General features: G+C 61.9%; 18 protein-coding genes and 2 tRNA genes. 5 read left to right on the top strand and 15 right to left on the bottom strand.

What is annotated here, in order from left to right; all coding sequences use genetic code 11:
- Positions 1-177: 177 nt before the first annotated feature.
- On the top strand, positions 178-2,805 hold the full coding sequence (mutS, locus tag SSPSH_RS06095; protein WP_006915094.1) for a DNA mismatch repair protein MutS: 2,628 nt from the start codon (positions 178-180) through the stop codon (positions 2,803-2,805).
- 27 nt (positions 2,806-2,832) lie between these two features.
- On the opposite strand, the gene SSPSH_RS06090 is transcribed toward mutS, so the two are convergent.
- The 11 genes from SSPSH_RS06090 to SSPSH_RS06040 all read right to left on the bottom strand — a co-directional run bounded on the left by SSPSH_RS06090 (position 2,833) and on the right by SSPSH_RS06040 (position 11,920).
- The gene (locus SSPSH_RS06090; protein WP_006915093.1) at positions 2,833-3,072 is read right to left on the bottom strand and encodes a DUF2970 domain-containing protein; all 240 of its coding nucleotides are present in this window, start codon (positions 3,070-3,072) and stop codon (positions 2,833-2,835) included.
- A 3-nt stretch (positions 3,073-3,075) separates the two neighbouring features.
- Positions 3,076-3,576, bottom strand: coding sequence for a DUF2505 domain-containing protein (locus tag SSPSH_RS06085; RefSeq protein ID WP_006915092.1), 501 nt, complete (start codon positions 3,574-3,576; stop codon positions 3,076-3,078).
- A gap of 45 nt (positions 3,577-3,621) precedes the next feature.
- Complete coding sequence (locus tag SSPSH_RS06080; protein ID WP_006915091.1) at positions 3,622-5,028, bottom strand: ABC1 kinase family protein; 1,407 nt, start codon at positions 5,026-5,028, stop codon at positions 3,622-3,624.
- Positions 5,029-5,194: 166 nt separating this feature from the next.
- Positions 5,195-5,270 (bottom strand) — tRNA-Met (locus SSPSH_RS06075).
- A gap of 84 nt (positions 5,271-5,354) precedes the next feature.
- Positions 5,355-6,446 (bottom strand): redox-regulated ATPase YchF, encoded by a 1,092-nt coding sequence (ychF, locus tag SSPSH_RS06070; RefSeq protein WP_006915090.1) that lies wholly within the window; start codon positions 6,444-6,446, stop codon positions 5,355-5,357.
- A 58-nt stretch (positions 6,447-6,504) separates the two neighbouring features.
- On the bottom strand, positions 6,505-7,095 hold the full coding sequence (pth, locus tag SSPSH_RS06065; protein ID WP_006915089.1) for an aminoacyl-tRNA hydrolase: 591 nt from the start codon (positions 7,093-7,095) through the stop codon (positions 6,505-6,507).
- Positions 7,096-7,137: 42 nt separating this feature from the next.
- Positions 7,138-7,866, bottom strand: coding sequence for a 50S ribosomal protein L25/general stress protein Ctc (locus SSPSH_RS06060; protein ID WP_006915088.1), 729 nt, complete (start codon positions 7,864-7,866; stop codon positions 7,138-7,140).
- Between the two features lie 167 nt (positions 7,867-8,033).
- Positions 8,034-8,987: a ribose-phosphate diphosphokinase gene (locus SSPSH_RS06055; protein WP_006915087.1), complete on the bottom strand. Its 954-nt coding sequence runs from the start codon at positions 8,985-8,987 to the stop codon at positions 8,034-8,036.
- Positions 8,988-9,360: 373 nt separating this feature from the next.
- Positions 9,361-9,435, bottom strand: a tRNA-Gln gene (locus SSPSH_RS06050).
- Between the two features lie 101 nt (positions 9,436-9,536).
- Positions 9,537-10,163: a lipoprotein insertase outer membrane protein LolB gene (gene lolB / locus SSPSH_RS06045; RefSeq protein ID WP_006915086.1), complete on the bottom strand. Its 627-nt coding sequence runs from the start codon at positions 10,161-10,163 to the stop codon at positions 9,537-9,539.
- Positions 10,160-11,920 (bottom strand): tetratricopeptide repeat protein, encoded by a 1,761-nt coding sequence (locus SSPSH_RS06040; RefSeq protein ID WP_006915085.1) that lies wholly within the window; start codon positions 11,918-11,920, stop codon positions 10,160-10,162. Before SSPSH_RS06040 ends, lolB begins: the two co-directional genes overlap by 4 nt.
- Positions 11,921-12,000: 80 nt before the next feature.
- Here SSPSH_RS06040 and hemA point away from each other — a divergent pair, with 80 nt between their 5' ends.
- Genes hemA through prmC form a run of 3 tightly spaced genes read left to right on the top strand, consistent with a single transcriptional unit; the run spans position 12,001 to position 15,264 of the window.
- Positions 12,001-13,314, top strand: a complete 1,314-nt coding sequence (hemA, locus tag SSPSH_RS06035) for a glutamyl-tRNA reductase (protein ID WP_006915084.1) — start codon at positions 12,001-12,003, stop codon at positions 13,312-13,314.
- On the top strand, positions 13,311-14,396 hold the full coding sequence (gene prfA / locus SSPSH_RS06030) for a peptide chain release factor 1 (protein WP_006915083.1): 1,086 nt from the start codon (positions 13,311-13,313) through the stop codon (positions 14,394-14,396). The genes hemA and prfA overlap by 4 nt, the downstream gene beginning before the upstream one ends.
- A gap of 10 nt (positions 14,397-14,406) precedes the next feature.
- Positions 14,407-15,264, top strand: coding sequence for a peptide chain release factor N(5)-glutamine methyltransferase (prmC, locus tag SSPSH_RS06025; RefSeq protein WP_006915082.1), 858 nt, complete (start codon positions 14,407-14,409; stop codon positions 15,262-15,264).
- Between the two features lie 96 nt (positions 15,265-15,360).
- Here prmC and SSPSH_RS06020 read toward each other — a convergent pair whose 3' ends face one another.
- From SSPSH_RS06020 to SSPSH_RS06005, 4 genes are all read right to left on the bottom strand, one after another.
- Positions 15,361-15,663: a circadian clock KaiB family protein gene (locus tag SSPSH_RS06020; protein WP_006915081.1), complete on the bottom strand. Its 303-nt coding sequence runs from the start codon at positions 15,661-15,663 to the stop codon at positions 15,361-15,363.
- 26 nt (positions 15,664-15,689) lie between these two features.
- Entirely contained in the window at positions 15,690-17,393 is a 1,704-nt protein-coding gene (gene kaiC, locus SSPSH_RS17805) for a circadian clock protein KaiC (protein ID WP_206772385.1), read from the bottom strand.
- 23 nt (positions 17,394-17,416) lie between these two features.
- Positions 17,417-19,501: a putative bifunctional diguanylate cyclase/phosphodiesterase gene (locus SSPSH_RS06010; RefSeq protein WP_006915079.1), complete on the bottom strand. Its 2,085-nt coding sequence runs from the start codon at positions 19,499-19,501 to the stop codon at positions 17,417-17,419.
- 544 nt (positions 19,502-20,045) lie between these two features.
- A complete protein-coding gene (locus SSPSH_RS06005) occupies positions 20,046-21,059 on the bottom strand; it encodes an isocitrate dehydrogenase (protein WP_006915078.1) in 1,014 nt (337 codons plus the stop codon).
- A 211-nt stretch (positions 21,060-21,270) separates the two neighbouring features.
- Between SSPSH_RS06005 and SSPSH_RS06000 the strand changes: the two genes are divergently transcribed.
- Entirely contained in the window at positions 21,271-21,798 is a 528-nt protein-coding gene (locus SSPSH_RS06000; protein WP_021031486.1) for a L,D-transpeptidase family protein, read from the top strand.
- The last annotated feature ends 18 nt before the right edge of the window (positions 21,799-21,816 follow it).

Raw genomic sequence — 21,816 nt, 5'->3', positions numbered from 1 at the left:
AAACGGCGACTCAAGCGCGACCTTGAGCGCGAACCGCCCCGTTCGGGCAGTCCGCATCGCGCCGCTGTCCCGGGTCATGCAATCGCTCATTCTGCGAGCAATCTGTCGGGCGTCTACAATTGCGGGCTGCGGCCAATCGGGCCGTTGCCCTGCTTGTTCACGGATACAGACTGCTTCATGAGCGCACGCCCCAGCACCGAATCGCGCACCGACGGCACAGCGCACGAGTACGCCGCGCATACCCCGATGATGCGTCAATATCTCGGCATCAAGGCGGATTATCCGCACATGCTGTTGTTCTACCGCATGGGCGATTTCTACGAGCTGTTCTTCGACGATGCCCACCGCGCCGCCGAGCTGCTCGATATCACACTTACTGCCCGCGGCGAATCCGCCGGACGCTCGATTCCGATGGCCGGCGTGCCCTATCACGCCGCCGAGCAATATCTGGCCCGCCTGATCGCGAAGGGCGAATCGATCGCGATCTGCGAGCAGCTCGAGGCCCCGGGCGCAAGCAAAGGCCCGGTCAAGCGCGAAGTGGTTCGCGTGGTCACGCCCGGTACCGTGACCGACGACGCCCTGCTGGATGCACGGCGCGCCAATCTGATCGTGGCGATCGCGCCCGCCAAGCGCGCGATCGGTATCGCGGTACTCGAACTGGCGCGCGGCGATTTCGCGGTGACCGAAGTGGCCGATGAAACCGCCTTGGCCGCTGAACTTGCGCGCCTGGATCCGGCCGAAATCGTGGTCAGTGAACAATCCACGTTAGAACTCCCGGTTGAGGGCATCGCCCTGACACGTCGACCGAGCTGGCTGTTCGATGCGATCAGCGCACGCCGGCGCCTGGAAGGCTTCTTCGAAGTGGCCCAGCTGGATGCGTTTGGCTGTGCCGATCTGCCGCGTGCGATCGCGGCAGCCGGCGCGCTCATCGACTATGTCGAGGCGACCCAGCAAGCCGCCCTTTCGCATATCAAGAGCCTGCGCACCTATGCGGTCACCGACACGCTCGTGCTCGACGCATCCACACGGCGCAATCTGGAGATCGAACGCAGCGCCTCTGGAGATACCCGCCACAGCCTGGTCGGCTTGTTGGATCGCTGTGCCACGCCGATGGGTGCACGCGCCTTGCGCCGCTGGCTGGCCGAACCACTGCGCAATTTCGATATCCTGCGCCATCGCCATCTGGCGATCGAAACGCTGCTGTCGGGCAGTCATGCCGGGCTGAGCGAGCGGCTCAAGGAGATACCGGATGTCGAGCGTATCGCCACCCGTATCGCGCTCGCCTCGGCGCGCCCGCGCGATCTGTCGGGACTGAACCGCGCGCTCACTGCCCTGCCGGCGGTCCGCCGCACCCTGGCCGATCTCGACGCGCCGCTGCTGGCGGCACTGCACGAACAGATCGACCCAGCCGACGAGGTACGAGCGCTGCTCGAGCGTGCCGTGGTCGCCGAGCCGCCGGTCGTCGTTCGTGACGGCGGCGTGATCGCCGCTGGCTACGACGAAACGCTCGACGAGTTGCGCGATCTCTCGGCCAACGCCGACGGCTATCTGGCCGATCTGGAACTGCGCGAACGCGAACGCACCGGCGTGGATACACTCAAGGTCGGCTACAACCGCGTGCACGGCTATTACATCGAAATGGGGCGCGTGCATGCCGATGCGGCGCCCATCGATTACCAGCGCCGCCAGACGCTCAAGGCGGTCGAGCGCTATATCACGCCCGAACTCAAAAAGTTCGAGGACCAGGTATTGTCGGCGCGCGAACGCGCGCTCGCCCGGGAAAAAGCGCTCTATACAGAGCTCGTGGAAAGCCTGGCCGCCTATCTGCCGAAATTGCAGGCGATCGCAGCGGGCCTGGCCAGTCTCGATGTGCTGTGTGCACTGTCGCGCTGCGCGCTCGACTATCACTGGATCGCGCCGACGCTGACCGACACGCCCGGCGTGCATATCACCGGCGGGCGCCATCCCGTAGTCGAGCATTTTTCCGACACGCCGTTCGTGGCCAACGACACGCAGCTCGATGACGATTGCCGGCTGCTGTTGATCACCGGGCCCAATATGGGCGGCAAATCGACCTATATGCGCCAGACCGCGCTGATCGTGCTGCTTACCCATATCGGCAGTTTCGTGCCGGCAGAGGCAGCAACCATCGGCCCGCTCGATCGTATCTTCACGCGCATCGGCGCTGGCGACGATCTATCTGCGGGTCAATCCACGTTCATGGTGGAAATGAGCGAGACCGCACAGATTCTCCACCACGCCACCGAACGATCGCTGGTGCTGCTCGACGAAATCGGGCGTGGCACGTCGACTTACGATGGCCTGGCACTGGCGCGCGCAGTCGCTGAACGCCTCGCACGCCATAACCGCGCCTATACGTTGTTCGCGACCCATTATTTCGAGTTGACCCAACTGGCCGAGGATTGGCCAGCCAGCCGGAATGCGCATTTCGAGGTGGCCGACTACAACAGCGGCGGCGAACAGAAACTCGTGTTTCTGCACGCCATTCGTCCGGGGCCGGCCTCGCGCAGTTTCGGGCTGCAGGTCGCCTCGCTTGCCGGCGTGCCGCGTGTGGTGATACGCCAGGCTGAAAAGCACTTGGCCGAACTGGAAGCCCAGTCACGCGAACAATCCGGTCCGCAGCTTGGCCTGTTCGAGCCCGCGCCGGCCGAGAAGACACAAGTCGAACCCGATCCAATACACGAGGCACTGGCCGAACTCGACTGCGACGAACTCACCCCGCGCGAAGCCCTGGAGCTGCTTTACCGCTTCAAACGTCTGGCCGCTCAGCACGACAAGCGCTGACGCCTGCTTTACAAACGAAGTGCTCGATCACGCGACGGAGGTCGCGAGCTTCACGAGGCCGACGAGCAACACAACGAGCAGCACAGTCGCAACGACCCCTAGCAGGATGAAATGGCTGGCCTTGCCGCGGGTGAAGTCGCGCTCGCGGTTCTCGCTCGACTGCACGCCAAAGAATGCAGCGAGCACGCTCATCCAGCTCTGCCACAGTGTCGGCGGCCGACGTTCGTCGTGCCCGCTGTCATGTTTGGATCGGGGCTCGTCGCTCATGAATTACGACGCGGCATAATCGCCGGCCATCTTGTTGGAAATCTTCATATCGTGCTTGAAGCGTTGCGTAATCGGCCCGGCGATCGCTTTCTCGATCTTGGAACCGAGCAACGGCACCTGGGCATCGATATCAAAGGCCAGCTTCAGGCGTGCCTTACCGGAGTCGTCGGTCAGACGCATATCGATCTTGATATCAACGGGCGTTTTTTCGATATCGATATCAATCCGGCCGCTCTGGCGCGGAATATCCCAGGCATCGGTCTGACGCAGCATGAGGCGATCGCCGATGCGCTTTTGAATGATCTCGGGAAACGAGAGTTTGCTGGCATCAAGCGCGTGACGCACGGTGATCGAAAAATGATCATCCTTCTTGTCGCAGTTCACGAGCTCGGGTTTGCGACCGCCCATGCGCTCGTACTTGGCCAGAAAATAAGTCTCGTCGGTGAACATATTCATCACCGTTTCGACCGAGTGGTCGAAATCGAAGGTTTCCTCGAACTTCATTTATGCGTTTCCTTTGGATGAATCTCGGCGCGTAAAGATGGCATATCAGCCGGCACGCTCCGGATCGACTTCTGTTTCGCGGTAAAGATAGCTTGCCAGCATATCGCGTGCGTCGATCTCGGCGTCGAGTACGGCCAGCAGCACGAACACGCCGCCCATGCGTCGATGCAGGAACACGATCTCGCGCGGCGGAATCCGGAACCAGCGCGAGATCGCAGCGTCCGATACCGCACGGGAAACCCGGAACGGCAAATCGGATTCGCCCCAACGATAAGCGCCATCCGGCGTGGTCAGCTCATCGGGCGCATCGTCGGAAAACGGCTCGATCATGAGCATGCCGACCTTGGCGAACGCGTCGAACACATGTTGGGGCGAATCGCGCCGTAACAGATTGATGCCGATTGCGCCGTCGATCAAACGCTTGGCGTCTTTCTCGAACGCGCCTGTCACGACATCGTAGTAAGAGCCGAGAAAGCGCGGTGCGAACTCGCGCGTGGCGCCGAAATCCAGCAGCACCATCTGGTCCGGACCCTCGTCTCGCAGGCGGATCTTGTAATTACCGAAGTGCGGGTCCGTCTGCACGATGCCCCAGACGAAGAACTCGCGAAAGAACAGATCCAACGCACTCTTACCGAGTGCATCGCGGCGCGGCTGGTCGAGATTCTGAACCGTCTCGCTCTGAACATGATGTGCGGCCTCGTAAGAGGTCACCAGCACGGTTTCGGTCGAATATTCGGGAAAGACCTGCGGCACGACATACCGGTCGTCGCCTTCCAGGCGCGTGGAGAACTCGCGGGTCATGCGCAGCTCGCGGTCGTAATCCACCTCGCGGTAGATCATCTCGCGCACCTCTTCCATGATCGCATTGAGCTCCATGCCCTTGGGCACGAGTCGCGCCAGACGCACGATCTGGGTGAGCGTGCGGATATCGCTATCGATCGCATCTGCCAGGCGCGGATACTGAATCTTCACGCACAGCTCGAGCCCATCCGACTTACGCGTGGCGCGATGGACCTGACCGAGCGAAGCGGCTGCCATCGGCTCGGGATCGATTTCCAGCTCGGCAAGACGCTTCTTGCCCAGACGCTCGGCGACGACCGGCTGTAATTCTCCCCAGGCCACGGGCGGGCTGTCGTCCTGCAGGCTACGCAGAACCTCGATCGCCTCGGGCGGCATGAAATACTGGCCGTAGACCGACAACATCTGGCCGACCTTCATTACGCTGCCTTTGAGCTGACCCAACTCGTCGGCCAGAAACTGGGCCTGCTTGACGTAGAACTCGCGGTTGCGCCGTTCCTTGCCTTCCTTGCTGCGAAACATGTTACCGAGCGTATGACCGGCAAATGAGGCGCCGGCCATTACCCCCATACGGGCCATCGCCGCATTGCGGTCGAAGGAACCGGTCTTGAGTTTGAGCGGCTTCCGGTCTTTACGGTCGGACTTATTGGCCATACGTCGTATCGAACGCTGGATAAAGGTCGAAGTCTATCAGGTCGCAAAGGCTTGTCGGATCGGGATCGATACCGATATTCAGCGCCTCTTGCCGGCATAAAAAAAGGGATCCGGCAGTCGCCGGATCCCTTTCATAACCTCCGAGAAATCGAAGGTGCACGTCGCCTGGTGGCTATGGGTGGATTTGAACCACCGACTCTCGCATTATGAATGCGATGCTCTAACCCCTGAGCTACATAGCCGGAAAGCCGCGTAGTTTCTTCATCCCGGCGCATCATGTCAACCCTTGACGGGCCAGCTTTCGAGCGATGCGTCGCCGGTAATTTTCAGACGTTGAACCGGAAATGCACAACGTCGCCTTCGACCATGATGTATTCCTTGCCCTCGAGGCGTTGTCGGCCCGCTTCCTTCGCGCCTTTTTCGCCCTTGAGGCTGACGTAGTCGTCGTAGCCGATAACCTCGGCGCGAATGAATCCGCGTTCGAAATCGGTATGAATCACACCGGCTGCCTGCGGCGCGGTCGCACCCCGGCGCACCGTCCATGCGCGCACTTCCTTGGGACCCACGGTGAAAAACGTCTGTAAACCGAGCAGTTCGTAGGCGGCGCGAATCACCCGGTCGAGACCGGGCTCTTCCAGGCCGAGATCCGCGAGGAATTCGTTCTTGTCGTCGCCGTCGAGCTGGGCGAGTTCGCCTTCGAGCGCGGCACACACCGCCACCACAGGCGCATTCTGGCCCGCTGCGTGTTCCGATACGCGATCGAGCAGCGGATTGTTTTCGAAGCCTTCTTCGTCGACGTTGGCCACGAACAGCGCCGGCTTAGCCGTGATCAGATGCAACTCGCGCAGCGCCAGCCGATCGTCGTCGCTGAGCGCCATCGCGCGTACCGGCGCGCCGCTATCCAGGTGATCGCGCACGCGCTCGAACAGGTCGAAATTGCGCTTGGCGGTCTTGTCGCCAGACTTGGCAGCCTTTGCGCTGCGATCCACCGCGCGCGTGACCGTGGTCAGATCGGCCAGCGCCAGCTCGGTATCGATGGTTTCGATATCCGCGATGGGATCGACACGCCCGGATACATGCATCACGTCGTCGTCGTCGAAACAGCGCACCACGTGCAGAATGGCGTCGGTCTCTCGGATATTGGCGAGAAACTGGTTGCCCAGGCCTTCGCCAGTCGAAGCCCCCGCTACGAGGCCGGCGATATCGACAAACTCGATCGCCGTCGGCAGCGTCTTTTCCGGATTCGCGATACCGGCCAGTGCTGCCAGCCGCGGATCCGGCACGCTCACCACGCCGACATTCGGGTCGATCGTACAGAACGGATAGTTCTCGGCCGGAATCTCGGCCGCGGTGAGCGCGTTGAAAAGAGTGGACTTACCCACGTTGGGCAGACCGACGATACCGACCTGAAGAGCCATTTGAACAACCTCTGATGGCGTGGATTGCGGCGCGAAGGCGCGCGCATCGCGATGGGTGTTAGCCGGAGGGCGCCTTGCGCGAGTTCAGCTTCTGGGCGCCGTAGTCCCAGCCCTTATCGAGCGCAATCTCGAGCGCGTCGATACCGGCATCGATCGCATTGTCGATTTCGATTCGATCATCGGGCGAAGGCGTACCCAGCACGTAGGACAACACCTGGCTGCGATCGCCCGGGTGACCGATGCCGATGCGCAGACGCTTGTACTGGGTGCCGATGACGCGGGTAATATCGCGCAGCCCATTATGGCCACCGTGGCCGCCCGACTGCTTGAAGCGTGCCGTACCCGCAGGCAGGTCGAGTTCATCGTGAACGACCAGTACGCTCTCGGGCGCCAGCTTGTGGAATGCGCACAGGGGCTGTACTGCATCGCCACTGCGATTCATGAACGTTGCCGGCTTGAGCAACCAGACGCTGGCTTCGCCCATACCGCGGCGCGCCAGATCGCCCTTAAACTTGCGCTCGGATGAGAACGCTACGCGCCAACGCTCGGCGAGCCGATCAGCCAGCCAGAAACCGACATTGTGCCGGTCGCTGGCATGGTCGGCGCCGGGGTTGCCCAAGGCGACAACGGCGCGAATTGCATCACTCACGCCGCTGCTCCAACCCGTACGTTCGCTCGAGCGCGAAGACGACTACTTGTCTTCGTCTTCGCCGGACTCGTCGCCCGCGTCTTCGCCTTCGGACTTGCCGTCTTCGGCCTCGCCCGCTTCGCCTTCCTCGGCTTCGGCGGCCGCTTCGGCTTCCGCCTCGTCTTCGGCTTCGAGTTCGATCGCCGCACGCGGCACCTGTACCGAAACGACGGTGCGATCGGTCTGGTCTTCTTCGTCGCCCATCAGCTCGACGATTTCGACGCCTTCCGGCAGCACGAGCTCGCTCAGGTGCACGGAATCGTGCAGGTGAAGCTTCGAGCAGTCGACTTCGATGTATTCCGGCAGATTGCGCGGCAGACATTCGATTTCGATGTCGTTCATGTTGTGCTGAACAACGCCGTCCTCATCGGCCACGCCCGGGCATTCCTCTTCGCCCACGAAGTGCAGCGGCACGCTCATACGCAGCGCTTCACCGGCGACGATGCGCAGGAAGTCGGCATGCTCGATGAACGGCTTGGCCGGGTGGCGCTGCAGATCGCGCAGCACGACTTCTTCACTGCCGCCGCCAGCCACATTGATCTTGATGATGTGCGAGAAGAACGCCTCGTTATCCAGATGATGGTCGAGGTCGTTGTGCTCCAGCGTGAGCATCACCGGCTCGCCGTTGCCACCGTAGATGATGGCCGGCACACGGCCTTCACGACGCAGGCGACGGTTCTCGGCGCGGCCCTTCGCGGTACGTTTTTCCGCATTCAGCTCGAAAGCTTCCATATCGATTCGCTCCAATAATAAGGACGGTCGCCGGAAACCCCGTCGACCGCTCGATCGTTGTATTTTCTGGCGGGCCGCCGCCCACCGGTCTCAAAAGACCGCGTAGTATACGCGCTTGAACGCCAAATGCACGACCCGTGTCGGGATCGCCGACGTCGAACGCGCGACTAGTCCACGTACAGCGTGGACACGGACTCCTCGTTGCTCACCCGGCGGATCGTTTCCGCCAGCAATGCTGCAATATGCAGCTGGCGAATCTTGCCGCAGGCGGCGGCGTCCGGCGATAGCGGAATGGTGTCGGATACGACCAGCTCGTCGAGCCGCGAATTGCTGATGTTCTCGACCGCCTTGCCCGAAAGCACCGCGTGGGTGACGTAGGCCTTGACCTTGGTCGCGCCCTGGTTCTTGAGTGCATCCGCTGCCTGACACAGCGTGCCAGCGGTATCGACAAGGTCGTCGACCATTATGCAGGTCTTGCCGCTGACATCGCCGATGATATTCATCACCTTGGCTTCATTGGCCTTCGGGCGGCGCTTGTCGATGATGGCGAGATCCGCGTCATCAAGGCGCTTGGCCAGCGCGCGTGCACGCACGACACCGCCGACATCCGGGGAGACCACAATGAGCTTTTCGTCTTTCTGGCGCCAGATGTCGCCGAGCAGAATCGGCGAGGCATAGACGTTGTCGACGGGCATATCGAAAAAGCCCTGAATCTGGTCGGCATGCAGATCGACAGTGAGTACGCGATCGGTGCCGACCGCACCGAGCATGCTGGCTACGACCTTTGCCGAAATCGGTACACGCGCACTGCGCGGACGCCGGTCCTGACGGGCATAGCCAAAATACGGGATCACGGCGGTGATTCGACCAGCCGACGCCCGATGCAGCGCATCGATGAGCATCAGCAGTTCCATGACGTTGTCGTTGGTCGGCCGACAGGTGGACTGGACCACGAAAACATCGCGTCCACGTACGTTTTCTTCGACCTCGACGGCGATTTCGCCATCCGAGAACTTACCGACACTCGCCTTGCCTACCGGCAGCTTGAGGTAACCGGCCACATCCTTGGCCAACGCCGGATTGGCGTTGCCGGTAAAGACCATCAACCTGGAATCCGCCATGCGTGTGCTGCCGTGCTGTCAATTGAAGATGAGCGGTCCGCGATGCGGACGAAAACGAGGATGAAGCACAGCCGCCGGCGCCTTATAGCGCGTTGCCCTGCTCTAATTGTCGCGCGGCGCGTTGCCGTGAATGCGGCTTCGCGCGCTGCGTCAATTTCATCCAGCCATTCAGGCTGTCTTTCGTGTCCGCTCGCTGCGGACAATTAAATGGCTGGGGCGGCAGGATTATTCGGCATCTTGCGATGCCTCACCCCGCGGGCTCGTGCCGCTGCGCGTCACGATTCTTGCGCGCTTCGCGCGCTGCGTCGAACCTGGCAGGTTCTCATCCAGCCGCCCAGGCTGTCGTTCGTGTCCGCTCGCGCGGACGATTAAATGGCTGGGGCGGCAGGATTCGAACCTGCGGTACACGGGATCAAAACCCGATGCCTTACCGCTTGGCTACGCCCCATTTGAACCTATGTCGTCTTCGTTCCTTCGCATTTTGTCAGCTGTCAGCCGACCGTCATATCGCGAGAAGGCCGCGTATTTTCTTGGCTGCTAGCGTCAGTGTCAATTCGCGCGTGATACGCCGTCGATATCGAACCAGCGATCGACCACCAGTCGGATACGCGTCTCACCGTTGTCGAGTACGATGCGCCGCGGTACGGCGGGCGCGTTTTCGGGTTCGATATAGTCGGGAAACGACAGCGCCCAGCCCTTCTGTTCAAGCGAGATCATGCGCCCCTGCGCATCTACGCTGATACGGTCGTAGCCACCGGGTGCCGGGAGTCCGCGCGCCCAGAAGCGCAGCGGCTCGAGCGGAAACGTCCAGCCCAGCGTGCGCTCGACCAGAATATCCGGCTCGGTGGTCACGAAGCGCTCGTCCTTGGTCTGAATGACGACGACGTCGTCGAGCGAGCCCTTGGCACGAAACCCGCCCGCGCCCAACGGTCCGGACAGACGCACGTCGAAGTCTTCACCCTGCTGGCGCCAGCTCAGATTACCGGTCCAGCCCAGAAGCTGCCCCGTGGCCACCCGGCCCTGAAGCGACCAGATGCTGAAATCGGCCAGTTCGTTCTTGTGCTCGGCCCATGCAGCGGCATCGACCACCCCGGCCTCGGTTTCAGCCGGCTTGCGAATGATCGCGCAGCCGGACAACACGGCAGCGGCAAGTAAACAGACGAGAAGTTTCTTCATGGGTCGAGACGTTCCACGGTTTCAGTGAGCACGGGATGGTCGGAATTATCCGCCATCGCGTTCTGCCATATGCGGCGCGCGGCCTCATGCTGGCCTTGTTGCCAGAGAACTTCGCCCAGATGCGCCGCCACTTCGGCGTCCGGAAAATCCCGGTAGGCACGTTCCAGATAATGGCGCGCCGTGTCCAGATTGCCGAGACGATACTCGACCCAGCCCATGCTATCGAGAATGGCCGGATTGTCCGGCTCGGCTTCGAGCGCGCGCCGGATGTACTCGGCGGCGCGCTCGTAGTCGGTGCCGTGGTTGGCGATCAGATAGCCCAATGCATTGAGCGCGCGCGCATCGTCGGGCTCGCTGTCGAGCACGGCCTGCAAGTCGTTCTTTGCGGCCTCGATATCGCCAAGACGCTCATACGCCATGGAACGGCCATAGCGCAGTTCGCTGCTATCCGGAATCTCATCGAGGGCGTGATTGTAGATATCCAGCGCCGCGCGCGGTTCGTCAGCTTCGTAGAGCAACTGCCCTTCTGCGGCGTAGAGCTGTTCAGCCAGATCGGGATAGATGGCCCGCAACTCGCTCAGCCGGCGCTGTGCACCCGGCAGGTCGTCCTGCATGAAGATCATGCGCGCACCGCGCACCTGCGCTTCGAACGCGTGGCCGCCGTTTTCGACCCGTTGATACCAGCGCTGCGCCTGGGCGTAGTCCTCGCGCTGCTCGGCGATGGTGCCCAGATAGAACGCCGCATCGTCCGCACGCTCGTTATTATCGTACAGGCGGGTGAAGGCCGTTTCCGCCCGTTCGAGCTGGCCCAGACTCAGCGATAGAATCGCCAGACCATAGCGTGCGTCGGAATTGTCCGGTTGCAGCTGTGTAGCCTGTTCGAACTCGCCGAGCGCCGCGTCTTCCTCGTCGGCCTCGATCAAAAGACGCGCAAGCGCCAGATGGTATTGCGCACGACTGACGGCATTACCCGGCAGCTTGTCGACGAGCTGCTGTGCCTTCGCGGTTTCGCCGCCACGAATCCATACACCGGCCTGCAGCAGCACGGCATCGTTCCAGTTCGGATCGAGTGCGAGTGCGCGTTCGGCCGCACGGGCGGCGATCTCGCTGCGATCGTAGCGCAGTGCGACCACGCCCAGCGCGTACTGCGCCGGCGCGCTGGCGCTATCGGCCTGCGCCATGTTCGACAAGGTATCGATGACCATATCGGTGGCGTTGGGCGCCCCGCTGACCACGTCGGCCAGCAGGCGATAGCCGATATCCGGCGAGGCGGCTGCCTGAACCAGCGCCGGCGCATAGAGAGCGAGACCGTCGGCGTCTTCGTTGGCCACTGCCATGCGCGCGGCGGTACGCTGCGCGTCCAGCGAGTCCGGTTCGTTACGCGCCCAAAGGGTAGCCGCGCGATAGGCGAGATCGGGCTGCTCTGCGAATAGCGCAATTCGCGTTGCACGCTTGGCTAGCGCCGGATCGTTGGAATATTCGAGAGCGGCCACATATTCTCGCGCAGCCAGAGCGCGGTTGTCGCGCTGGATCGCCATTTCGCCGGCGAGCACGTGGTATTCGTAAGCCTCGCGCCGGCTCACCGGGCTCGGTGGCACGGCATTGGCGTCGATGCGCACGTCCGCGCCAGGATGCGTGCCGGGCTGGCCCGCACAACCGGCGGCCAGGAGCACAACACAACCGAGCAACAGACCGGCCGCACGCCAGCGCAAGCCGGCACGAGCGCGGCCCGTATCATTCACGTCGTTAATATGCATAAGTCAATGATAGCGCGACGATCCAACCAGCGGCTATGCAAAGCGCGCGGCGTAAGTGGCGGTAGCGGTAGAATAACCCCATGACGCTGCTGACCGTCGGCTTGAACCATATCACCGCCCCGCTATCGGTCCGTGAGACCGCGGCGTTTCCGCCCGAGCAATTCGATGCTGCGCTCGACGATTTCCTGCGCCTGCCGCATGTGCACGAGGGCGCGATTCTGTCGACCTGCAATCGCACCGAACTCTATGCTGTGACCGACGCCCCGGGCGACGGTTCCCTGCGTCGTTGGCTGTGCGAACAGCGCGGGCTCAACGACGACGACATGGCGCCCTACTTCTATATTCATCGCGATCGCGAGACCGTACGCCACAGTTTGCGCGTGGCGGCCGGACTGGATTCGATGATTCTCGGTGAGCCGCAGATTCTCGGGCAGATGAAAAACGCCTATCGCAGCGCGCGTGCCGCGCGTGGCGCCGGCCCGCTGCTCACGCGTTTGTTCGAACACAGCTTCGCGGTAGCCAAGCAGATTCGTAGCCAGACCGAGATCGGCGCCAATCCGGTGTCCGTGGCGTATGCCGGAGTGAGTCTGGCGCGTCAGATCTTTGCCGATCTGTCGGAAACCTCGGCCATGTTCATTGGTGCCGGCGAAACCGTCGATCTGGCGGCGCGCTATCTCGCCGAAGCGGGCGTGCAACGCATGATCTTTGCCAATCGCAGTGTCGAACGTGCTCAGGAACTGGCCACGCGCTATCACGGCTACGCGATCGCGCTCGAGGATGTCGCGACCCATCTTGCCGAAGCCGACATGCTGATCTCGTCGACCGCGGCGCCCGGCTATCTGGTGGACTTCGACGATCTGCGCGACGCGGTTCGCCAGCGCCGCCGCAAACCGATGTTCGCACTCGACCTCGCCGTACCGCGCGACATCGACCCGGCTGCGGGCAAGCTCGAGGACATCTATCTGTATTCGGTGGATGACCTGCAAAGCGTCATCGACGATAATCGCCGCTCGCGCGAAAAGGCGGCCACGCTGGCCGACGGTATGCTCGATGGGCGCATCGAGGAATATATCGACTGGCTGGACTCGCGCCAGGCGATCGATACCATTCGCGATCTGCGCCATCAGGCCTACGCCGCCCGCGAGGACGTGCTTGCGAAGGCACGGCGGCGACTGGCGCGCGGCGAGAACGCCGACGACGTGCTCGCCTATCTAGCCCACACGCTGACCAACAAACTGATGCACGACCCAAGCGCGACGCTGCGCAAGGCGCGCGGTGCGCATCAGCAGGAACTGCTGACCAGCGCCCGTGATCTGTTTCAGCTCGATAATGAAACACACGCCTACAACGCGCACCACGCCGTTTTCAAGACGACCAAAGAAGACAACGAATGAAAGATTCCCTGCGCGCCAAACTCGAGGAACTGGTCGAACGCCATGAAGACCTCGCGCACTCGCTGTCCGACCCGGAGGTCATCGGTGATCAGGACAAGTTCCGGCGCATGTCCCAGGAATATGCCCAGCTTGAATCGCTGTCCGCCGACTATCGGGCCTGGCGCGCGCTGGTCGACGAAATGGCCGACCTGGAAGAAATGGAGAACTCGGACGAAGCCGAACTGCGCGAAATGGCCGAAGTCGAACTCGACGACGCGCGCGAGCGGCTTGTCGGCCTCGAGGCGGCGCTACGCAAGCATCTCATCCCACGCGATCCGAACGACAACGCCAACCTCTATCTCGAAATTCGTGCCGGTACCGGCGGCGACGAAGCTGCGCTGTTCGCGGGCGATCTGCTGCGCATGTATTCCAGCTACGCAGAAAAACAGGGCTGGCAGGTCGAAATCCTGTCAGCCAGCGAAGGCGAGCACGGTGGCTACAAGGAAGTGATCTCGCGCCTGATCGGCACCGGCGCTTTTTCGCGGCTGAAGTTCGAATCCGGCGCGCATCGCGTTCAGCGCGTGCCGGCCACCGAATCGCAAGGCCGTATTCATACCTCCGCTTGTACCGTGGCGGTCTTGCCCGAGCAGGATGAAGTCGGCGCGATCGATATCAACGCCAACGATATTCGTGTCGATACCTTTCGCGCCCAGGGCGCGGGTGGCCAGCACATCAACAAGACCGACTCGGCGATCCGCATCACCCACATTCCCACCGGCGTGGTCGTCGAATGCCAGCAGGAGCGCTCCCAGCACAAGAACCGCGCCCGGGCGATGAGTTTGCTGCAGACCAAACTGATGACCGCCGAACAGGACAAACAGGCCAGCGAACAGGCGGCCACGCGCAAGAAACTCGTCGGCAGCGGCGATCGCTCCGAGCGTATTCGCACCTATAACTTCCCGCAGGGCCGGGTGACCGATCACCGCATCAATCTCACCCTCTACAAGCTCGACGATGTAATGGCCGGCAATCTCGAAGAGATCGTCGATGCCCTGACCAGTGAACACCAGGCCGATCTGCTCGCCGAAATGGGCGCGGCCTGATCGAGCCGTCGTGACGAATACCGTCGACGCGCTACGCCGCGCTGCGCGCACGCGTCTGGCCGAGCATAGCGACAGCCCGGATCTAGATGCACAGCGCCTGCTCGAGCAGGTGCTCGGCGTCGATCATAGCTGGCTTGTGGTACACGCTCACGATATCGTCGACGACGCGCCGCGCCGCCGTTTCGATGCGCTGGTCGCACGCCGCGCCGCGGGTGAGCCGTTGGCTTATATCACCGGCACGGTCGGCTTCTGGACACTCGATCTCGGCGTGACGCCCGACGTGCTCGTGCCGCGTCCGGATACGGAAACGCTGGTCGAGGCGGTACTCGACGCCCACGACAGCGCGCCGCATCAGCTGCTCGATCTGGGCACGGGCAGCGGCGCGATCGCCCTGGCGCTGGCCAGCGAACGCCCAGCCTGGTCGATTACCGCCACCGATGCGAGCGCAGGCGCATTGGCGTGTGCACAAGACAACGCAACGCGGCTGGGTTTGAATCAGATCGAGTTCGCTCTCGGGCGCTGGTACGAGGCGATCGGGGACAAGCGCTTCGATATCATCGTCTCCAATCCACCCTATATCGCGCCGGGCGATCGTCATCTGGCCGCCGCTGAACTCAAGCACGAGCCACACGCGGCACTGGTCGCACCCGCCAATGGTCTTGCGGACCTGCAGCGCATCGTCGCCGGCGCGCGCGATCATCTCGATGTCGGCGGCGCTCTGTATCTCGAACACGGCGCCGACCAGGGCGCGGCCGTGCGAGCCATGCTCACGACATGGTCAGCCGTTAAGACGACGCCGGATCTCGGCGGCAACGAACGCATAACCTGCGCTCGGCTCAAGCCACACTCGCCAGCGGGGCGCAGCTGACCGGCCCGCGCCGTGGCCGCTGCTCTTGTCTCGCGTTGTTCGGGTGGAGGCATTTAACGAAACGCCGCACCCGGGCCTTCTACTATCCTCGTTGACTTAGGGGCTGTCGGCCATATGCGAGAGCTCTTCGCGCACGTCCTCGCGCTCGTGAAGGTCACCGACATAGCGGCTGACATGTCCCCCACGTTCGATGAGCAGCGTGGGCGTGGCCAACAGATTCGATTCGAGCGCGCGCTCGGGCTCGCGCAGCACATCGACCACTTCGAACTGTGCCTTTTGCTCATTCGACTGCGAGCCGATTAGCGACTCGAGCGCGCGCCGAGCACGTCGAGAACTGGGCGAATCGCCTGCCACGAATAGACAGACGCGCAGCGCGTCGCGTGCACCCTCGTTTCCCATCCCGTGCCCTCCGGCCTCTACTTCGCTCATCGTGACGGCTCATCCGAGAAACGGTGGTCGTTGGCATCCGCACCGCGACTGTGCAGCAAACGACGCCGATCGTGATCACGGCTTCGCACTTCGGCCTGAGCCTGATGCTCGAGCTGCTCAAGTTCGAGGCGCTGTTTATCGAGCTGATTCGTCAATGTCGCGATCTGCTCCTGAGTCTGGGTGATGCCTGCCTCTACCCGCCGGCGGTCGCGCTCATGCGCTTGTTGTTCGTCACGCAAACGCAGCTCGAACTCCTGCTCTTCGCGTAGCCGGGCCGAGCCCATCAACATCTGGCCACTGGCAATATAGACGTCCGCCAGCCCCGGCCCGTTATCGTCGAGCGTGAGCTCACGTATCTGGTTCGAGTGATTGATCCCGCGCGCCTTGATCACCGACAACGCTCGGTTTCGTTCGCCTTCTCCGATGCAGTAATCCACCCCGATCCATACGTCCACGATATTGGCGAGATGGCTTTCCATATCGCTCGCCTGCGCCTGCGCCGAGGACAGCGCAGTGACGTAGAACGTGATGCCCGTCGCCTTGGCCAGATCGAGCAGGCGATCTGACACGTCTACCGCCATTTCAAGACCGCCGGACTTTACCAATGCCGAAATCGGATCGACGATGACATGGTGCGGAGCAAACTCGCGTATCGCATGATGGATATCGATGTAATGCGCTTCCGCGCTCGTGGCTCCGGCAAGAACGCCCTGCATCTTCAACAAACCGCTGTCGACATGCGGCCGTAGATTGATACTGACCGACTGTAGATCCTCTACGATCTGCTCTCCGGCCTCGTCAAAGCTGATATAGAGCACGCGTTCGCCAGCTTCGGCCATCTCCCGTGCGAAACACGCGGCAAGGCTGGTTTTCGCGGCCCCCGGCGGCCCCGATATCAGAACGCTATTGCCGCGTATCAGACCGCCACGCAGCATCGTATCCAGACGCTCGATACCGCTGCCGATCTGTTCGTCGAAAACCTTGGCCTTGAGCGGATAGTTTTCGCGCTCGGCTACGAGCACCCCGCTGCTACGGATGACGAACGGCATTTCCGCGCTGCTGCTCTGCCCGCCACGCAGCTTAACCACCCGCAAGGTGCGCGCGAATGTGCGCTTATGGGCAGCATTTTGCAGCCGAATGACGCAGTCGGCGACGTAAGGCATATCGCGAAAATGCGTCGTGCCGGTGCTGTCGTGATCATCGAGCTTGGCCGTCATGATCACGGCAACCCCACAATCCGTGAGCCAGTGCTTGAGCCGGAACAGCTCGCGCATGGCCGCGACGCGGTCGCCGAGAGTGCCCAGAAGCGCATCGAGGCCGTCGATCAAAACCCAACGCGCAGCGGTTTGTTTGATCTTGGCTTCTATTGAGGCGAGCAGTCCGGAAATATCGAACGCACCCACATCGCGAAACTCGTCCTCGACGCGCGCGGCCATCAGATGGATATTGGTGTCGGCCGCTTCGGCCAGCCCCCAGTCGAAGGAGACATGGTTTTCGATGAGTTCCTCTGGCCCCTCTTCGAAGCCCACGACAATGCCCGGGCGCCCCGCCTTGGCATTATTCACCAACACTTCGAGCGCGAGCACCGTTTTGCCCACGCCGGTTCCACCGTAGAGCAGCGTCAACCGCTGGTCCGGCAGACCGCCGCCGAGCAGCGCATCCAGCCCTTCCACACCGGTCGGCATACGAGAGGTTGCCAAGAATTCAGGCATAGACAAGCGGCCTATTCCTCGAGTACAGAAGATTGATTATCCGCAAGCGTGCCGATTTCGCCACTGACCGGCAACATGTCGTGGTTGCACAACAGCCACTCCAGATCGTCGGCTGCGAGTGGCAGGCTGTATAAATAGCCTTGCGCCTCCTCGCAATTCCAATGCCTTAGCCATTTGCCCTGCGCCGCCGTTTCGACGCCTTCGGCCGTTACCCGTATGCCCAGGCTACGGGCCATTGCCACGATAGTACGCGTGATGGTCAAATCGCCTTTTTCACCGGGTATGCCGTCAACAAAGGACTTGTCGACCTTGAGATAGGTAATCGGAAAGCGGCGCAGATAGCTCAAAGAGGAATAACCGGTACCGAAATCGTCGAGCGCGACGGCGACGCCCAGCTCGTGTAACCCATGCAGCGTATCGAGCGTTGCCCCCGCCTGCTCCATGAGGACGGTTTCCGTGATCTCGAGCTCCAGATATCGGCTGGCGAGCCCCGTCTCTGCCAGCACGTCCGCAATCTGTGCCACAAGATCGGTCTGGCGGAATTGGCGGGCCGACAGATTCACCGCCACGCGTAGATGATCGTAGCCGCGCGCGTGCAGACGCTGGAGCTCACGGCAGGCCGCACGCAGCACCCATTGGCCGATCTCGATGATCAGCCCCGTTTCTTCGGCGATCGGAATGAAATCCACGGGCGAAACCATGCCGAGTTCGTCGTTCTGCCAGCGCAGCAGCGCTTCAATGCCTGTCACGGTGCCGGAGTCGACATCGACAAACGGCTGGTAATAGACATGCAGTTCATCGCGGTCGAGCGCACGATGCAGGTTGTTGCGCAACTGCAGCATCCAGTGCGCGTTGGCATCCATCTCTGGGCGATAGAACACATAGCGCCCATGGCCCTGACGCTTGGCGCGATACATAGCCATGTCGGCGTTTCGCAACAGCGTGGTCAGATCCTGGCTGTCATCGGGGTAACAGCTGATGCCGATACTGGCCGTGGTGAAAACCGTCTGATCGTTGAGCGTCAACGGCACCCGTAGCGTTTCCTGAATCCGCGCCGCCACATAGGCGGCATCCTCGGGTTTTGAAATAGAGTCGAGCAGAATCACGAACTCATCGCCGCCTTGCCGGGCAACGATATCGGTTTTGCTCACCGCGCTGCGCAGGCGATCGGCAACATGACGAAGCAACTCGTCGCCGGTGGCATGGCCGAGCGAGTCGTTAACGGCTTTGAAGCCGTCCAGATCGAGAAACAATAACGCGAGATGGCGACCGTCACGGGCCACCGCGATACGGGCCAGCTCGGCACGCTTTTCGATGAGCGTACGGTTGGCCAAGCCGGTGAGCGTATCGTAATGGGCGAGGTATTCGATCCGTGCCTCGTAGGCCTTGTCGGCCGAAAGATCGCGAAACACCACGACGAACTGGGCCGCGGCCTCGTCTTCGCTCGGCGCAAGTGCTGTGATCTTCACGTAGGCCGGATAAAGCTCGCCATTGCGGCGTCGATTCTGCACTTCACCTGTCCAGCGCTCACCCGGGCTCATGGCCTCGATCAGCCCGTCCCAGGAATCGGCGCCCCGGCGCGCGGCACCCAGCTCAAGCGACTGGCCGAGCGCCGCCGCTTCGTCATAGCCGGTGATGCGCGTATAGGCCGGATTCAACGCACGGATGCGCGTATTCGAGTCCAGCAGCACCGCGGCCTCGTCGATATGATCCAGTGCGACCTGCGCCACATCGGCGTCTTCGTCGCCGGACGTCGCCAACGCCGCATTGAAGCGAAGCACAATGCTGGCAACGCGGCCATGGGCGGGATGCTCAAAAACCCGGCTGCTCAACTGCGCCGAGAACTCAAACCCTTCGCCGTGGCGCAGTGTGACGTCGATATAGGTACCGCTGGACGCCCGGATATGTGCCAACGCATCGCGCGTACGCTCGATCGGACGTGCCAGCCATTGATCGACGGTGAGCTGTTCCATCTGCTGGCGATAGAGGCCCAGCAAGCGACACGCCGCATTGTTTGCAGCGATGATCGTGCCATTCAGGCGTACCAGCACAAGGGCAGCCGGGCTGTTTTCAGCCAGATGATGGTATTCGCTCATGCGCTAACAAATCCCCTCGCTTCGGCATTTGCCGAAAGTACAAGCGCCCGAAGCACGCTCGTTGGGCATCTCAGCCCAGTGAACATCCGGCCTGACAGCCAGCGCTTCGCTGTTTTTATCGCAGCTTATAGACGTTTACGTGCGCATCACCAAAGCCTTCGTATCAAGCGAACTGCGCGGCGCGCTCTCGCCGTATCGAATTCCATGCGCCTGCAATGGATTGCTACGACGTCGTGCGGGCGAACGGATGCGGCATCTCCCGTAGTCGACATCGGGAATTTGCGCACAAAAGCAGAGGAACGCGTCGCGGCACAAGCGGGAATTGCGCAGGTGACCGCCGTAAACCGACCTTGCGCGCCAAGCCCGCTTTCTTCGCGCGTGCACGCCCGTAGCCGGCACGGATTCAACCGGCAATCACCATCAGGCTTCGCTCAACTGCTATGCGCTCGGCCTACACCGTTGTCCCGCAGGCAGCGATAACGCGCGGCAATACAGCCACCGCGTTTCGCATTTCCCGGTCGTGCCGCAGCCGGCTACAGAGCCCCTAGCCGAGCCGTTCGATCACCGCATCGGTAAACCGCTCGGTCGTCGCGTTGCCGCCCAGATCCGGGGTCACACGATCGTGCTCGGCCACTACAGAGCGCACGGCCCGCCGCAGACGGTTGGCATTCTCCGGTTGGTCGACATGCTCCAGCATGAGCGCGGCGGCAAGAATCACCGAGGTCGGATTGGCAATGCCCTTGCCGGCAATATCGGGCGCGCTGCCGTGTACGGCTTCGAACATCGCACAGGTTTCGCCGATATTCGCGCCCGGCGCCAGACCCAGGCCGCCGATCAGGCCGGCACACAGATCAGACAGGATATCGCCGAACAGATTGGTCGTGACGATGACATCGAATCGTTCGGGGTGCATGACGAGTTTCATCGCACAGGCATCGACGATCACCTCGTCGTGCTCGATATCATCGTATTCCTCGGAAATCTGGCGACCGACCTCCAAAAACAGACCTGACGTCGATTTCATGATGTTGGCCTTGTGCGCCAACGTCACCTTGCGTCGCCCGCGTGCCCGCGCCATATCGAAAGCGAAACGAATAATGCGCTCGCACTCGGAACGGGTGATCACCGACAGGGCTTCAGCACGGTTGCCGTCTTCCGACACCTTCTGGCCCTGGCCGGAATACATGCCGCCGGTGTTTTCGCGCACGGTAATGATGTCGAGGTTCTTGTAACGCGACTGGGTGCCGGGCATCGACAGCGTCGGGCGCACATTCGCATAAAGATCGAAATGCTTGCGCATGGCGACATTGACCGAGCGATACCCCTTGCCGGACGGGGTCGTAACCGGGCCTTTGAGTACCAGTCCGGTACGCTCGATCGACTTGAGCGCCGATTCCGGCATGACTTCCGATTCGCCGGCATCGAGCGCGGCCTGGCCGACGATGACCTCTTCATACTCGAAGCCGGTATCCAGCCGATCGAGCACGCGTAGTGCCGCATTGACGATATCCGGGCCGATACCATCGCCCTTGATGACTGTGACCGGCGTCTTGCTCATGTCGAATCCTCTAAACTTGATAAATATCTCTGCGCGATGCGCGCCCCGAAAGAGGCATGCATCGCGATCTAAATCTCGCTGCGCTCATCCTAGCACCGCATAGACCGAAGGATTGAGGTTGCCCCGGTTGGCGCCCGCGTGTGCGGCGCGGCAGAATTGCGGCATCTGGCGCGTGACCGCGCGTGTTTCGATTTTTCAACCCGAGCCAACCATGCGCTTGAACGCGACCTGCCCTACCCGTTTGCTGCTAATCGCGCTCGCGATTTTTGCGCTTGCGTTGCCGATAACCGCGTTCGCCCAGGACTATGCTGATGATGGCACGCAGATGCCGGTCGATCTGGTGGTGGTCATGAAGGCCAATCGCGTGATGTATCTGTATGCCGATGGCGAAATGGTCGACCAGTTCCCGATCGCGCTCGGCAAGAACCCGATCGGCACCAAGCGTCAGCGTGGCGATAACAAAACTCCGGAGGGGTTGTACCGACTGGACTGGCGCAACCCGGACAGCATTTTCCACCGCTCGATTCATATCTCGTATCCGAACGCGCGGGACCGCGCGCATGCGTCTGCGCGCGGCGTGGACCCCGGCGATCTGATCATGATTCACGGCCAGCCCGATTACGACGATCGCGAGCGCGAAGGCGACTGGACCAACGGCTGTATCGCTGTCTCCAACGAAGCCATCGATACGATCTGGAAGCGTGTCACCGACGGCACACGCATTCATATCTATCCGTAAGCACCGAACAGCGTCGGG

This window comes from Salinisphaera shabanensis E1L3A (assembly GCF_000215955.2).
Lineage (GTDB): Bacteria > Pseudomonadota > Gammaproteobacteria > Nevskiales > Salinisphaeraceae > Salinisphaera > Salinisphaera shabanensis.
Note: the sequence above shows the minus strand (reverse complement) of the source record. Positions and strands in the feature narration are given on the sequence as shown.

Coding starts and splice junctions, on each gene's coding strand:
- mutS (WP_006915094.1), top strand. CDS start 178: ATGAGCGCACGCCCCAGCACCGAATCGCGCACCGACGGCACAGCGCAC.
- SSPSH_RS06090 (WP_006915093.1), bottom strand. CDS start 3,072: ATGAGCGACGAGCCCCGATCCAAACATGACAGCGGGCACGACGAACGT.
- SSPSH_RS06085 (WP_006915092.1), bottom strand. CDS start 3,576: ATGAAGTTCGAGGAAACCTTCGATTTCGACCACTCGGTCGAAACGGTG.
- SSPSH_RS06080 (WP_006915091.1), bottom strand. CDS start 5,028: ATGGCCAATAAGTCCGACCGTAAAGACCGGAAGCCGCTCAAACTCAAG.
- ychF (WP_006915090.1), bottom strand. CDS start 6,446: ATGGCTCTTCAGGTCGGTATCGTCGGTCTGCCCAACGTGGGTAAGTCC.
- SSPSH_RS06060 (WP_006915088.1), bottom strand. CDS start 7,866: ATGGAAGCTTTCGAGCTGAATGCGGAAAAACGTACCGCGAAGGGCCGC.
- SSPSH_RS06055 (WP_006915087.1), bottom strand. CDS start 8,987: ATGGCGGATTCCAGGTTGATGGTCTTTACCGGCAACGCCAATCCGGCG.
- lolB (WP_006915086.1), bottom strand. CDS start 10,163: ATGAAGAAACTTCTCGTCTGTTTACTTGCCGCTGCCGTGTTGTCCGGC.
- SSPSH_RS06040 (WP_006915085.1), bottom strand. CDS start 11,920: ATGCATATTAACGACGTGAATGATACGGGCCGCGCTCGTGCCGGCTTG.
- hemA (WP_006915084.1), top strand. CDS start 12,001: ATGACGCTGCTGACCGTCGGCTTGAACCATATCACCGCCCCGCTATCG.
- prfA (WP_006915083.1), top strand. CDS start 13,311: ATGAAAGATTCCCTGCGCGCCAAACTCGAGGAACTGGTCGAACGCCAT.
- SSPSH_RS06020 (WP_006915081.1), bottom strand. CDS start 15,663: ATGGGAAACGAGGGTGCACGCGACGCGCTGCGCGTCTGTCTATTCGTG.
- SSPSH_RS06010 (WP_006915079.1), bottom strand. CDS start 19,501: ATGAGCGAATACCATCATCTGGCTGAAAACAGCCCGGCTGCCCTTGTG.
- SSPSH_RS06005 (WP_006915078.1), bottom strand. CDS start 21,059: ATGAGCAAGACGCCGGTCACAGTCATCAAGGGCGATGGTATCGGCCCG.
- SSPSH_RS06000 (WP_021031486.1), top strand. CDS start 21,271: ATGCGCTTGAACGCGACCTGCCCTACCCGTTTGCTGCTAATCGCGCTC.